The sequence below is a fragment of the Rhodococcus sp. Chr-9 genome, assembly GCF_000801125.1.
Lineage (GTDB): Bacteria > Actinomycetota > Actinomycetes > Mycobacteriales > Mycobacteriaceae > Rhodococcus > Rhodococcus pyridinivorans.
The window spans coordinates 19,673-33,961 of record NZ_JTIZ01000096.1 but is presented as its reverse complement, the minus strand read 5'-3'; the positions used below and the strand labels follow the sequence as shown (position 1 = coordinate 33,961).

Below are 14,289 nucleotides of genomic sequence, written 5' to 3'. Positions count from 1 at the left end.
TAGAACTTGTTATTTTCCCGACAAGGGTCGGTGCCGGTCACCGTCCGACGCTCATGCCTCGGCGAGGGCCGCACGCGGGCACTGGGCGACGGCCTCGCGGACGACGTCCTCGCTACCCTCGGGTACGGGATGCGTGACGATCAGCTCGTCGTCGTCGTTGAGATCGAAGACGTCGGGCGCCAGCCCGACGCACACGCCGTTCGCTTCACAGCGGTCGAAGTCGACCTTGACATCCATTCCGGGACCTCGCTTCACATTCGCGCCGACCGATCGAGTCCAGACTAGAACGCGTTCCAATTCTGTGCAATGATTCGCGATGATCCCACAGAGACGATTCGCGGGGACACGCAGCGACGAAACGGAGCGTTCGTGGATATCTCCTACACCCCCGGGCAACAAGCCCTCCGCGAGGAATTGCGGGCCTATTTCGCACAGATCATGACACCCGAGCGCCGCGAGGCGCTCGCGGCCACGACCGGGGAGTACGGCGTCGGCAACGTGTACCGCGAGGTCGTGCAGCAGATAGGCAAGGACGGATGGCTCACCCTCGGCTGGCCCGAGGAGTACGGCGGCCAGAACCGTTCCGCGATGGACCAACTGATCTTCACCGACGAGGCGGCCATCGCCGGCGCGCCCGTCCCGTTCCTCACCATCGATTCCGTCGCGCCGACGATCATGCATTACGGCACGGACGAGCAGAAGGAGTTCTTCCTCCCCCGCATCTCCGCGGGCGAACTGCACTTCTCGATCGGCTACTCCGAGCCGGGCGCCGGCACCGACCTCGCCTCCCTGCGCACCACCGCGGTGCGCGACGGCGACGAGTGGGTCATCAACGGGCAGAAGATGTGGACGAGCCTGATCGCCTACGCCGACTACGTCTGGCTCGCCGCGCGCACCAACCCGGATGTCAAGAAGCACAAGGGGATCAGCGTCTTCATCGTGCCGACCGACACTCCCGGATTCTCGTACACCCCCGTGCACACCATGGCCGGTCCGGACACCAGCGCCACCTACTACCAGGACGTACGCGTCCCGGCGTCCGCACTCGTCGGCGAGGTCGACGGCGGCTGGGCGCTCATCACCAACCAGCTCAACCACGAACGGGTCGCGCTCACCTCCGCCGGCCCCGTGCGCACCGCACTGACCGAGGTCCGGCGCTGGGCGCAGGAGACGCATCTGCCCGACGGGCGACGGGTGATCGACCAGGAATGGGTCCAGATCAACCTGGCACGCGTCCACGCCGAGGCCGAATACCTGCAGCTGATGAACTGGGACATCGCCTCGAGCGCCGGCACGACCCCGCTCGGCCCGGAGGCCGCCTCCGCCAACAAGGTGTTCGGAACCGAATTCGCGACCGAGGCCTACCGGTTGCTCATGGAGGTCCTCGGACCCGCGGCGACTGTACGGCAGAACTCGGCCGGCGCGCTGCTCCGCGGACGGATCGAACGCATGCACCGCAGTTCCCTCATCCTCACCTTCGGTGGCGGCACCAACGAGGTCCAGCGCGACATCATCGCGATGACCGCTCTCGGCCAGCCGCCCGCCAAGCGTTAGAAAAGGACGCGCACCGTGGACTTCACCCTTACCGAGGCCCAGCAGGATCTCGCAGAACTGACCCGCAGCATCGTCGCGGACATCGTCACCAACGAGCACCTGCGCACACTCGACGCCTCCGAGGACCGCCTCGACCGCACCCTGTGGGACACGCTCGCATCGTCGGGCGTGCTCGGCGCCGCTCTTCCCGAGTCGCTGGGCGGAGACGGTTACGGCCCGCTCGAGCAGGCGAGCATCCTGCGCGAACTCGGCCGCGGCGTCGCCGCCGTCCCGTACATCGGCTCGATCGCCGCGTGCGCGTCGGCGATCGCGGAGTTCGGCGCCGCCGAGCAGCAGGCCGAGTGGGGACGCCCTGCGGCGACCGGCGAGCAGATCCTCTCCGCCGCGCTCGCCGAGGAACTGAACCCCGATCCCACGACCCCGGCGACCCGGGCGCAGGCCACGGGCGACGGTCACGTGCTCGACGGCGTGAAGATCGTCGTCGACTCGGCGCCGGTCGCCGACGGTTTCCTCGTCCCGGCCACCATCGGCGACTCGGTGTCGGTCTTCCTCGTGCGACCCGACGATCCGGGTGTCTCGATCACCCGTCAGCAGACCACCGACTTCGACAGTCGCGGCATCGTCACCCTCGAGCAGGTCGCGCTCCCGGCCGATCGTGTCCTCGGCACCGACGGCCTCGCCGTGGCGACGTGGTTGCGCGACCGCAGCCTGCTCGGCTCCGCCGCCTACCAGTGCGGCGTCCTCGAGCAGGCGCTCGAGCTCACCGCGCAGTACGCGCGCGAACGCGTCCAGTTCGACCGCCCGATCGGCAGTTTCCAGGCCGTCTCCCAGCGACTCGCCGACGCCTATATCGACGTCAAGGCGGTGCGTCTGACGTTGTGGCAGGCCGCCTTCCGCATGGTTTCGGGTGAGCGTCACGACGACGCCCTGCGCACCGCGGCCTTCTGGGCTGCCGATGCGGGACACCGTGTCGCGCACACCACCGTGCACGTGCACGGCGGTGTCGGACTCGACGAGGACCATCCGGTGCACCGCTACTTCCTCGCGGCCAAGCACCACGAGTTCCTGCTCGGCTCCGCCACCGACCAGTTGCGCGCGCTCGGACGCGAACTCGCCGACGTCCCGGCCTGATCGCATGACCGCCTTCACCGTCACCGAACTGCTCGAACGACTCGCCGACGTCGACGATCGAGGACTGCGCTTCGAGGAGACCGAACTGTCCTGGCGCGAACACGTCGCACAGTCCCGGCGACGCGCCGCATTGCTGCGCGACCTGCTCGACGGCCCGGCACCGAAGCACATCGGGATCCTCATGGACAACGTCCCGGAGTTTTCGTTGCTGCTCGGCGCCGCGGCCTTCTCCGGTTCGGTGGTGGTGGGCCTGAACACGACCCGGCGCGGTGCGGCGCTCGCCCGCGACATCGCGCTCGCCGACTGCCGGGTCGTGTTCACCGAGGCCGCACATGCGTCCCTGCTCGACGGTGTGGATCTCGGCGACGTGCGGGTGATCGACGTCGACTCCCCCGAGTGGACGGCGATGCTCGCCCCGTTCGCCGGCACGGTCGTGGAGACTGCCGCGCATTCCCCCGACGACCTGTTCATGCTGATCTTCACGTCGGGCACGAGCGGCGACCCGAAGGCCGTGCGGTGCACGCACCGCAAGTTCACCGATCCCGCGACGATGCTCGCCACGCGGTTCGGTCTCGGCTCCGACGACACCGTGTACGTGTCGATGCCCCTGTTCCACTCCAACGCGATGATCGCCGGCTGGTCGATCGGACTCGCCGCGCGCGGCAGCATCGCCCTGCGTCGCCGGTTCTCGGCGTCGGGTTTCCTTCCCGACGTCCGCCGTTACGGTGTGACCTTCGCGAACTACGTCGGCAAGCCGCTGTCGTATGTGGTGGCGACTCCCGAACACCCCGACGACCACGACAACCCGCTGCGCATCATGTACGGCAACGAGGCGTCTGCCACCGCCGTCGCCGAGTTCACCCGCCGTTTCGGCGCGCGGGTGGTCGACGGCTTCGGCTCGACCGAGGGCGGCATCGCGATCGCCTCGGCTCCCGACGCCCCGGCCGGATCCCTCGGCAGACTTCCCGAGGGCATCGAGATCCTCGATCCCGAGACGGGGCAACGCTGCCCGGCAGCGGTGTTCGACGCGAACGGCAGGATCACCAACGCCGACGCCGCGACGGGCGAGCTCGTCAACGTGCGCGGTGCCGGTCTGTTCGACGGCTACTACAACAATCCCGAGGCCGACGCCGAACGCCTCCGCGACGGGCGCTATCACAGCGGCGACCTCGCCTACCAGGACGAGAACGGTTTCGTGTACTTCGCCGGGCGCAGTTCGGGCTGGCTCCGGGTGGACGGTGAGAATCTCGGTGCGGCGCCCATCGAGCGCATCCTGATGCGGTACGAGGGCTTCGCTCAGGTCGCGGTGTACGGGGTGCCCGATCGCAACGTCGGCGACCGGGTGATGGCCGCGGTGATCCCTGCGGCGGGCTCCGACTTCGACCCGGTCGCGTTCGCGCGTTTCCTCGATGCACAGACCGATCTCGGCCCCAAGCAGATGCCCGGTCTGATCCGTGTCTGCAGCGAGTTCCCCCGCACCGCGACCTTCAAGGTCCTGACCCGTTCTCTGGCCGCCGAACGCTGGTCCTGCAGCGATCCGGTGTGGCTTCGGGAACGTGGCGATTCCGAATTCCGGTTGTTGTCGGACGAACTGGTGCAGCTTCTCGAACCGGCCTCCCTCGGCACTTCTGCGCGATAGCGTCGTCGCCCCTCGGCCGACGCGCTCCCGCGCGTACAGTTGTGCCGCGACGGTGGTTGTTCGGCGACAAGTCCGGAAGGACTTCCGTCGCCGTCGAGTCGAGTGACGGGCGGGACCGATGGACACCGACGGGTCATCCGGAGGGGCGGAGCGCACGCCGGACGGCAGATATGTGGTGGTGAACGGGCGGCGCTGGCGTGCCACCGATCCCACGATTCCTGAACCGTTGCAAAAGCAACTCGTGGCGGAGTTGATGCGCGCTCGGCGTCTCGTGAAGAGCGACGGCGACTCCGCACGGCACCGCGTCCAGGACGCGAAGGTCGCGCTCGGTGAACGCGGGCATCCGTGGTGGGAACCACGCGACGAGTATGCGGATCGTGAACGGCTGGCGGCCACGATCTGCGCGCTGCTCCGGGAACGGGATCCGTCCACCATCTGTCCCAGCGACGCCGCGCGGGTCGCGGGTGGCGACTCGTGGCGCGACCTCATGGACGCCGCACGCTCGGTGGCCGCCGAACTCGAACGCAGCGAACACGTGGTGATCACGCAGAAGGGCGAGCCGGTGGACATGGAGACGGCACGAGGTCCGATCCGGATTGCACCCGGACCGAACCTCGAGCACCCTCGTCCCTCCCCGTGAGACGAATCCGAGCGATGATGATGTCGACACCGGCGTCGGCGTGCTTGCGGGCCTGGTTCGGCGAACCGCACAGCGCCGCGACCTTGCGACCGGCTGTGTGGATGTGCTCGATCATGTCGGCCGGCGGGGTGCCGAGTGCGTTGGCGATGAGCGTGACATTCGGATGCTGCAGCGCCACCTCCACCTGCGGGGTGACCTTGCGCGGAAGGTACGCAACAACGGACGAAGGCTTGCAACACCGGTAGTGACTGCCGACGTTGCGAGCCTTCGCCTCGCGTTGCGTACCTCAGATGATTCCGCGCTCGCGCAGTTCCTTCTGCTCGATGTCGCTCAGTCCGAGGATCTCGCCGTAGACCGCCGCGTTGTCGTATCCCGCGACGGGCGGGCCGGCACGACGCACCGAACCCGGCGTCCCGGTGAGCGTCGGCACCACACCGGGGCCGAGTACGTCTGCGCCGGTGCGCTCGTCGTGATGCGGAACGATCATGTCCCGTGCCTGGAACTGCGGATCGGCGACGACCTCCGCGACGGTGTTCACCGGCCCGGACACCACACCCGACGACGACAGGTGCGCCAGCAGGTCGTCGAGCGTCCACGTCGCCGCCCACTCGCCGATGAGGGCGTCGAGCTCGTCCTGGTTCACGCCGCGCGCGAGGTGGTCGGCGAAGCGCGGGTCGTCGGCGAGCTCGGGGCGCTCCATCGCCGCGCACAGGCGACGGAAGACGGTGTCCTGGTTGGCGGCGATGACGATCCACATGTCGTCGGACGTCCGGTACAGGTTCGACGGGGCGATGCCCTCGAGCCGGGTGCCGGAGGGGCCGCGGACGACGCCTGCGACGTCGTAGTCGGGGATCACCGATTCCTGGATCGCGAGGCACGCCTCGGTGAGCGCCACGTCGACGACCTGCCCGCGTCCGGTCCGTTCGCGGCCGAGCAGCGCGGCGAGGATGCCCTGCACGGCGAACATCCCGGCGAGGGAGTCGCCCAGGGAGAGCGCGAGTCGCGGGGGCGCCTGCCCGGGATAGCCGTTCAGGTGCCGCAGACCGCTCTCAGCCTCGGCCACGGACGCGTAGCCGGCCTGCCCGGCCTTGGGACCGGTCTGCCCGTATCCGGAGACGCGAGCCAGCACGATGCCCGGATTGATCTCGGAGAGCAGGTCGTAGCCGAGCCCCCACTTCTCGAGCGTGCCGGGACGGAAGTTCTCGACCACCACGTCGGACTCGGCGACGAGACGCCGGAACAGTTCCTGCCCGTCGGGCGCCCGGAGATCGAGGGTGACGCAGCGCTTGTTGCGCGCGTGCACCGTCCAGAAGAAGCGATGCCCGCCCCGCTCGCCCTGCCCCCAGGTGCGGAGCGGGTCGGGCCGCTTCGGGTCCTCGATCTTGATGACGTCGGCGCCCATGTCGCCGAGCAGGCGTCCTGCATACGGCCCGGCGATCAGGGTGCCCAGTTCGAGCACCCTGATGTCCGCGAGCGCTCCGGTTGCCTGCGACTCGGCCTGTGTCACTGCGTCTTCCGTCCTCTGCTCGGTAACCGAGGTGAACGGCCTCCCCCTCGGTGAACGCTTCGAGTCCGCTGCGGTGCGGTTCACGACCGGTACCGCTCGCGTCACGTCCACCCCAGGGTAGTGCCGGATCGGGCACACCTCAGCCGTCGACCCCCACCCCCGACCGCCGCTGCCCCCCTGTCCGGCGACACCCCGGCCGACGCAGATCCCGGAAAGGGACGGTGCCCGGGGCGGATCACTCCACCCCGGGCACCTGCCACCCCACCACTGTGGTCCTATCGCGCCTCGTTCAGCCGATCGACGGCCTCGTCGTAGCCCCGCACGAGGTCGGCCATGATCTCCGCGACGGGACGGATCTCGTTCATCCGCCCCACCACCTGCCCGACCGGCATCGCGACGGCCTCGGGGTCATCGGCCGCCGACATGCGCTGATGCGCCTCGCTCACCAGGATGTTCTGTAGCGGCATCGGCAGCGGTTCGGGCGCACCGGGTTTCGACCACGCCTCCGTCCACTTGGTCTTGAGCAGACGCGCGGGCTTTCCCGAATAGATCCGCGACCGCACGGTGTCGGACGAGCTCGCTCCGAGCAACGCGCGCTGGATCGACGACGGACCGTGCGCGGCCGCCCCGAGCTTGTACTCCGAGGTGGTGAGCCAGTACGAACCCATCCACACACCGGAGGCGCCGAGGGCCAGCGCCGCCGCGACCTGCCGTCCCGATCCCACACCACCGGCGGCGAGCACTGCCGCGGAATCGCCGAGCGCATCGACGATTTCGGGCCACAGCACCATCGATGCGATCTCACCCGTGTGCCCGCCGGCCTCGTAGCCCTGCGCGATCACGATGTCGACACCGTTCTCGACGTGCCGCTTCGCGTGCTCGACCGCACCCGCGAGTGCCGCGACCGGCACTCCCTTCTCGTGCGCGAGGTCGATGACGTCCTTCGGCGGTGACCCCAGGGCGTTGGCGATCAGGGCGGGCCGGTGTGCGAGTGCCACGTCGACGTGCGAACGCGCGACCGAATGCAGCCAGCCCAGAACACCGCTCGCCTTGCCGACGTCGTCGGACAGCGGCGGCACACCGAGTTCTTCGAGCGTGCGGTTGACGAAGGCACGGTGTTCGGCGGGGATCAGTTTGTCGAGGTCCACCGCGGTGCCTTCGGTGGGCACCTTGGCGGGCATCACGATGTCGACGCCGTACGGTTTGCCGTCGGTGTTCTCGTCCATCCAGGTCAGGACGGCGTCGAGTTCCTCCGGGTCGTTGAACCGCACACACCCGAGGACACCGAGTCCACCCGCGCGGCTGATCGCCGCCGCGACGTGTTCGGAAGGCGTGAATCCGAAGATCGGATACTCGATACCGAACTTCTTGTTGAGGCCGGTCTGCATGCGTCCTTCTATCCCGTCGCCGCGGCGCCGTTGCCGTCGCCGTTGTTGTAGACCTCGTCGGCCGGACGCAATCCGGTCTGGTCCTTGGCCCACCGGTAGTCGGGCTTGCCGGCCGGCGACCGCTTGATCTCGTCGACGAACCACACCGCGCGCGGCACCTTGTACCCTGCGATCTTCGACCGTGCCGTCGTCATGAGTTCGTCGAGCGTCGTCTGCTCGCCCTCGCGCAGGGCGACGACGGCGCAGACCCGCTCGCCGAAGCGCTCGTCCGGCACACCGACCACCAGGGCGTCGAAGACCGCCGGATGCTGCTTGAGTGCGCCCTCGACCTCTTCGGGGTAGACCTTCTCGCCGCCGCTGTTGATCGAGACCGAACCGCGGCCGAGCATTGTGACGGTGCCGTCACCCTCGACGCGCGCGTAGTCACCGGGGATCGAGTAGCGGATCCCGTTGTACTCGCGGAAGGTCGCCTTGGTCTTGGCTTCGTCCTTGTAGTAGCCGAGCGGGATATTGCCGGTGCGCGCGACCATGCCGACCTTTCCGGAACCCGGTTCGATCGGGTTGCCGTCGTCGTCGAGGACGGTGGTCGACTCGTCGATCTTCACCGTGGGGCCGCCGCCGAGGGTCTTGCCCTTCTCGGCGATGCCGATGCCACCGAAGCCGGTCTCGGACGAGCCGATGGAGTCGGTGATGATCTTGCCGGGCAGCAGGTCGAGGAAACGGTCCTTGATGGACGGGGAGAACAGGGCCGCACTCGATGCCATGGCGAACAGGGTCGAGAGGTCGTAGGGCTGACCGGTTGCCGGGTTGCCCTCCTCCAGTGCGTCGAGCATGGGGCGGGCCATGGCGTCGCCGGTGATGAAGATGACGTTGACCTTGTGGTCGTCGATGATGCGCCACACCTCGTGGCCCGAGAACTCGGGGTGCATGACGACCTTGCCGCCGCTGAACAACGACTGGAACAGCGCCCACTGGGCGCCACCGTGGATCATCGGCGGGATGGGATAGCGCACGAGACCGGGATTCTCGGCGCCCTCCTTCGCCAGCTGCCATTCGTCCTTGACCCATTCCCCGGTCATGAAGTTGATACCGCCGCCGAGGACGCGCCACACGTCCTCGTGACGCCACATCACGCCCTTGGGGTGACCGGTGGTGCCGCCGGTGTAGAGCATGTAGATGTCGTCGGCGCTGCGGTCTTCGAAGTCGCGTTCCGGGTTGCTCTGCGCCAGTGCCGCTTCGTATTCGATGCCGCTATAGGCCGAGAAGTCGACGTCGGTGCCGTCCTCGACCACCACGACGGTCTTCACCAGCGGAGTGTTCGGCAGGACGTTCGCGACCTTGTCGGAGTAGCGACGTTCGTGGACGAGCGCGACCATGTCGGAGTTGTCGAAGATGTACTGCAACTCGTTCTCGACATAACGGTAGTTGACGTTGATCATGATCGCGCGGATCTTGAAGACCGCGATCATCGCCTCTACGGCCTCGATGGTGTTGCGCGAGTAGATGCCGACCTTGTCGCCCGGCTTCACACCTTGTTCGCGCAGGTAATGAGCAAGTCGGTTGGCTCGTTCCTCCAGCTGTGCGTAGGTGACCTCACGTCCGTCCGAAGCCAGCGCGACGCGCTCGGGAACGAGGTCGATTGCGTGTTCGACGAGGTCTGCGATGTTTAGGGCCACACTGACAAAAGTAGAACGTGTTACCGTTTCTGACAAGACCTGAATATGATCCAGTTCACAATCCTGCGAGGAGTCCCGCCAGTGTCCGCTACCGAAGCCCCCGGCGCAGCCGATTCGGACATTTCGTCCCGCGAACCGCATTGCCTCGTCGAGCAACGCGGCCACGTTCTGATCGTCACGCTCAACCGCCCCGAGGCACGAAATGCGCTGTCCGGCGAAATGATGGCGATCATGAACGAGGCCTGGGATCGCGTCGACAACGATCCCGAGATCCGCGTCGCGATCCTCACCGGCGCCGGTGGAGCGTTCTGCGCGGGTGCCGATCTCAAGGCCATGAATGCAGCGCCTCCCGGAGACAAGTTCGAGCAGGGCGAGCGGAGCAACGGCGGTGGGTGGGATCTCAGTCGGCTCCCCGCACTACTGAAGGGCCGCCGTCTGACGAAGCCACTCATCGCGGCCGTCGAGGGTGCCGCCATCGCCGGTGGCACCGAGATCCTGCAGGGCACCGACATCCGTGTCGCCGGCGAGAGCGCGAAATTCGGCGTCTCCGAAGCGAAGTGGGGATTGTTCCCGCTCGGCGGATCCGCCGTGCGCCTCGTCCGGCAGATCCCGTACACGATCGCCGCCGACATCCTGCTCACGGGCCGCCACATCAAGGCCGCCGAGGCCAAGGAGATCGGGCTCATCGGCTACGTCGTCCCCGACGGCACCGCACTCGACAAGGCCCTCGAGATCGCCGAGACGATCGCGAACAACGGCCCGGTCGCCGTGCAGGCCATCCTCCGGACCATCCGCGACGCGGAAGGTCTGCACGAGGAGGAGGCGTTCCGGATCGACGCCGAACTGGGCGCCGCCGTCTTCAAGAGCGCCGACGCCAAGGAGGGGCCGCGGGCGTTCGCGGAGAAGCGCGCCCCGAAGTTCTCGGGTTCCTGACCTGCGCCACTGTGGACCGCACTCCCACCCGTGAGAGCACGGTCACAACCATCTCCTTAGCTCTGCTACATTGTCGGCCGTGATCCAGACCACAAGATCACAGTGTTCGTCGAGGCGATGTCGAGGCAATGAGGAGCCCCCATGTATCCAGGAGTCCACGCCCGCACCGCCCCGGACAAGCTCGCCGTCGTCCTGGCCGACAGTGGCCGGAGCCTGACCTACCGCGAACTCGACGACCGGTCAGCGGCGCTCGCCCGAGTGCTGCACGATGCCGGGCTCCGCCCCGGCGACGTCGTCGCCCTCCTCACCGACAACCGGCCGGAGGCATTCGAGGTGTTCTGGGCCGCAATGCGGTCCGGGCTGTACATCACGGCGGTCAACAGCCACCTCACCGCCGGCGAGGTGGCGTACATCGTCGAGGACAGCGGCGCGAAGGCCCTGATCGTCTCGACGACGCTGGGTGAGCTTTCCGAACAGGTCGGCGAGAAGGTCACGATCGGTTCCGCGCGACTCGCGTTCGGCGGCGCCGTGCGCGGTTTCGAGTCGTACGAGGACGCCCTCGCCGGGGCCGGTCCGCGGCTCGAGGAGGAACCGTGCGGCGCCATCATGCTGTACTCGTCCGGAACCACGGGCTTCCCCAAGGGAATCCAGCCGGATCTCCCGGAACGTCGCGTCGACGAACCCGGTGAGCCGCTGGTGACGGTGGCGCAGTTCCTCTTCGGCCTCACCGACTCCGACGTCTACTACTCCCCCGCCCCGATCTATCACGCAGCGCCTCTGCGCTGGGGTGGGGCGATCCACGCGCTCGGCGGCACGGTGGTCCTGGCCGAGAAGTTCGACGCCGAGACCGCGCTCCGGCACATCGAGGAGCACAAGATCACCGCCGGGCAGATGGTGCCGACGATGTTCGTCCGCATGCTCAAGCTCGACGACGAGATCCGTGCCCGCCACGACCTGTCGAGTCTGCGCGTGCTCGTCCACGCCGCCGCGCCGTGCCCGCCGGAGGTCAAGCGGTCGATGATCGACTGGCTCGGACCGGTGATCTACGAGTACTACAGCTCCACCGAGGCCAACGGGATCACGTTCATCAACAGCCAGGAATGGCTCGAACACCCGGGTTCGGTCGGCAAGAGCGTGCTCGGGCCCGCGCACATCTGCGACGAGGAAGGGCGGGAACTCCCGGCCGGTGAGGTGGGGACCATCTACCTCGAGTACGAGAAGGTTCCGTTCTCGTACCATAACGATCCCGAGAAGACCGCGGCGTCGCAGCATCCCGAGCATCCCACATGGACTACGGTCGGCGACCTCGGTTACCTCGACGAGGACGGTTATCTGTATCTGACCGACCGCAAGTCGTTCACGATCATCTCCGGCGGAGTGAACATCTATCCGCAGGAGATCGAGAACGTGCTCGCCCTGCACCCGGCCGTCGAGGACGTCGCCGTCATCGGCGTACCCCATCCGGAGATGGGCGAGGAGGTCAAGGCCGTCGTGCAGGTGTCGTCCGGTGCCACCACATCACCCGATCTCGCCGACGACCTCATCGCGTACGTCCGCGAGCGGGTCGCCCACTTCAAGGTGCCGCGGTCGGTGGACTTCGTCGACGAACTGCCCCGCACCCCCACGGGCAAGCTGGTGAAGGGCAAGCTGAAGGCGGCCTACGCCTCCTGACGCCNGCGGAAACCGTCCTCACGGAAGGGTTTCCGCCCGCGGCGGCATCTAGCGCAGCACCACCTCGGCGATCGTGCGCACCTGGTCGACGTCACGGCATCCGGCCAGGAGCATCGTCACGCCGGCCTCCTCCCACCGCTTCACGCCTTCGCGTACCTCGTCGGCATTGCCGACGATCATCGTCTCGGTGACCATCTCGTCCGGGATCGCTGCCGCCGCTTCGTCCTTACGGCCGGCACGGAACAGCGCGGTCACCTCGTCGACCACGGCCTCGTATCCCATCCGCCGGTAGACCTGCGCGTGGAAGTTCAACTCCGGCGCGCCCATTCCCCCGACGTACAGTGCCGTCACCGGTTTCATCGCCGCGATCGTCCCTGCGCGGTCGTCCGTGATCACCACCTGGCAGGTCGCCGCGATCTCGAAGTCCTCGCGGGTGCGCCGGGCGCCCGGCCGGGCGAACCCCTCGTCGAGCCACTCGTCGTACATCGGCGCCAGGCGCGGGGTGTAGTAGATCGCGAGCCAGCCGTCGGCGATCTCGGCGGTGAGCGCGACGTTCTTCGGACCTTCGGCACCGATCCAGATCGGGATGTCCGACCGCAGCGGATGCGTGATGGGCTTGAGCGGTTTACCGAGCCCGGTTGATCCGGTGCCTGCGTAGGGCAGCGGGAAGTGCGGTCCGTCGCCGGTCACCGGCGCTTCGCGCGCGAGCACCTTGCGGATCACGTCGACGTACTCGCGGGTCCGTGCGAGGGGCTTGGCGAACGGTTGCCCGTACCAGCCCTCCACCACCTGTGGCCCCGAGACGCCGAGGCCGAGGATGTGCCGGCCACCCGAGAGGTGATCGAGCGTGAGCGCGTGCATCGCGCAACTCGTCGGAGTACGCGCGGAGATCTGCACGACGGACGTGCCGAGCCGCACCCGTTCGGTGGACGAACCCCACCAGGCGAGAGGAGTGAATGCGTCGGACCCCCACGATTCGGCAGCGAAGACGGCGTCGAATCCTTCGGCCTCGGCCGCAGCAACAAGTTCCGGCGCGTTCGGAGGTGGCTGGGCACCCCAGTAACCGAGTTGCAGTCCCAGTTTCATTGGACGCCTTTCCTGTCGGACGAATTGTGGCGAGGTGCAGTTCGCGTGCCGCTCTTGCCAGCACCACTAGAACCTGTTCTACTCGAAATTGTGAGCCTGGGAAAGAGCGCGGTTGCCGAGCCACCGCTGAGCGCACCGCTGAATCTGAAGTTCGACTACACACGATCCACCGGGCCGACCGTCGGAGCCTTCGTCACCGGGCTGCGCGACGGCCGCATTCTCGGCGCGCGCGGATCCGACGGACGGACCCTCGTCCCGCCCCCCGAATTCGACGCGGTCACCCATGAACCGCTCACCGATTTCGTCGAGGTCGGGCAGACCGGCACCGTGGTGAGCTGGACGTGGAACGCCGAGCCGTTGCCCGGACAGCCCTTCGACCGGCCGTTCGCATGGGCGCTGATCCGCCTCGACGGAGCCGACACGACGCTGCTACACGCGGTCGACGTCGCGTCGCCGGACGAGATCGCGACGGGTCTGCGTGTGCGCGTGCGCTGGGCGGCCGAGCGCACCGGCGCGATCCACGACATCGAGGCCTTCGAACCCGGCGAGTCGACCCTCACCGTGGAAGCGGCCGAGGGTGAACCGGTCACCATGATCACCACTCCCGTCGACCTGGACTACCGGCACTCCGCCTCCCCCGAGGAATCCTGGTACCTGCGAGGGTTGAAGGACGGCAGGATCATCGGTGGCCGCACCGGCCCGGGCGGGAAGGTCTACGTGCCCCCGCGCGGTGCGAGCCCCACCGACGGTGTACCGACGAAGGAACCCGTGGAAGTGTCCGACAAGGGCATCGTCACCACCTTCTGCATCGTGAACGTGCCGTTCCTCGGCCAGCAGATCGAGCCGCCCTATGTCGCCGCCTACGTACTGCTCGACGGTGCCGACATCCCGTTCCTGCACCTGATCCTCGAATGCGATGCGTCCGAGGTGCGGATGGGCATGCGTGTCGAAGCGAAATGGCGTCCTCGCGAGGAGTGGGATCACACGCTGCGCAACATCGAGTACTTCCGTCCCACCGGCGAACCCGACGCCGACTACGACACCTTCGAACACCACCTCTGAGA

At 67.7% G+C, this 14,289-nt stretch carries 12 protein-coding genes and 1 pseudogene; 7 read left to right on the top strand and 6 right to left on the bottom strand.

Going from position 1 to position 14,289, the window contains the following annotated elements; all coding sequences use genetic code 11:
• Window positions 1-51 precede the first annotated feature (51 nt).
• Entirely contained in the window at window positions 52-237 is a 186-nt protein-coding gene (locus QR64_RS14315; RefSeq protein WP_006551900.1) for a ferredoxin, read from the bottom strand.
• Window positions 238-369: 132 nt separating this feature from the next.
• Here QR64_RS14315 and QR64_RS14310 point away from each other — a divergent pair, with 132 nt between their 5' ends.
• The 4 genes from QR64_RS14310 (at window position 370) to QR64_RS14295 (ending at window position 4,964) form a co-directional block, all read left to right on the top strand.
• Window positions 370-1,554, top strand: coding sequence for an acyl-CoA dehydrogenase family protein (locus QR64_RS14310; RefSeq protein WP_039585900.1), 1,185 nt, complete (start codon window positions 370-372; stop codon window positions 1,552-1,554).
• Between the two features lie 15 nt (window positions 1,555-1,569).
• On the top strand, window positions 1,570-2,685 hold the full coding sequence (locus QR64_RS14305; protein ID WP_019290094.1) for an acyl-CoA dehydrogenase family protein: 1,116 nt from the start codon (window positions 1,570-1,572) through the stop codon (window positions 2,683-2,685).
• Window positions 2,686-2,689: 4 nt separating this feature from the next.
• Entirely contained in the window at window positions 2,690-4,324 is a 1,635-nt protein-coding gene (locus QR64_RS14300; protein ID WP_039585829.1) for a long-chain-fatty-acid--CoA ligase, read from the top strand.
• 226 nt (window positions 4,325-4,550) lie between these two features.
• On the top strand, window positions 4,551-4,964 hold the full coding sequence (locus QR64_RS14295) for a DUF3253 domain-containing protein (protein WP_235367149.1): 414 nt from the start codon (window positions 4,551-4,553) through the stop codon (window positions 4,962-4,964).
• Here the strand turns inward: QR64_RS14295 and QR64_RS25905 are convergent.
• From QR64_RS25905 to QR64_RS14280, 4 genes and pseudogenes are all read right to left on the bottom strand, one after another.
• A pseudogene (locus QR64_RS25905) lies at window positions 4,930-5,157 on the bottom strand (nitronate monooxygenase); the annotation flags it as partial. The gene QR64_RS14295 and the pseudogene QR64_RS25905 sit on opposite strands and share 35 nt — an antisense overlap.
• A 93-nt stretch (window positions 5,158-5,250) precedes the next feature.
• Window positions 5,251-6,471 (bottom strand): CaiB/BaiF CoA transferase family protein, encoded by a 1,221-nt coding sequence (locus tag QR64_RS14290; protein WP_039585821.1) that lies wholly within the window; start codon window positions 6,469-6,471, stop codon window positions 5,251-5,253.
• A 275-nt stretch (window positions 6,472-6,746) separates the two neighbouring features.
• On the bottom strand, window positions 6,747-7,859 hold the full coding sequence (locus QR64_RS14285) for an NAD(P)H-dependent flavin oxidoreductase (RefSeq protein ID WP_019290098.1): 1,113 nt from the start codon (window positions 7,857-7,859) through the stop codon (window positions 6,747-6,749).
• A gap of 8 nt (window positions 7,860-7,867) precedes the next feature.
• Window positions 7,868-9,535 carry an acyl-CoA synthetase gene (locus QR64_RS14280; RefSeq protein ID WP_019290099.1) on the bottom strand — a complete coding sequence of 556 codons (1,668 nt, stop codon included), beginning with the start codon at window positions 9,533-9,535 and terminating at the stop codon, window positions 7,868-7,870.
• Between the two features lie 45 nt (window positions 9,536-9,580).
• Here QR64_RS14280 and QR64_RS14275 point away from each other — a divergent pair, with 45 nt between their 5' ends.
• Together QR64_RS14275 and QR64_RS14270 are read left to right on the top strand one after the other, a co-directional pair.
• Window positions 9,581-10,468, top strand: a complete 888-nt coding sequence (locus QR64_RS14275; RefSeq protein ID WP_230826402.1) for a crotonase/enoyl-CoA hydratase family protein — start codon at window positions 9,581-9,583, stop codon at window positions 10,466-10,468.
• Between the two features lie 141 nt (window positions 10,469-10,609).
• On the top strand, window positions 10,610-12,139 hold the full coding sequence (locus QR64_RS14270) for an AMP-binding protein (RefSeq protein ID WP_006551910.1): 1,530 nt from the start codon (window positions 10,610-10,612) through the stop codon (window positions 12,137-12,139).
• Between the two features lie 48 nt (window positions 12,140-12,187).
• Here the strand turns inward: QR64_RS14270 and QR64_RS14265 are convergent, their stop codons facing one another.
• Window positions 12,188-13,225: an LLM class F420-dependent oxidoreductase gene (locus tag QR64_RS14265; protein ID WP_039585819.1), complete on the bottom strand. Its 1,038-nt coding sequence runs from the start codon at window positions 13,223-13,225 to the stop codon at window positions 12,188-12,190.
• 90 nt (window positions 13,226-13,315) lie between these two features.
• Between QR64_RS14265 and QR64_RS14260 the strand changes: the two genes are divergently transcribed.
• A complete protein-coding gene (locus QR64_RS14260) occupies window positions 13,316-14,287 on the top strand; it encodes a Zn-ribbon domain-containing OB-fold protein (protein ID WP_039585816.1) in 972 nt (323 codons plus the stop codon).
• Window positions 14,288-14,289 lie beyond the last annotated feature (2 nt).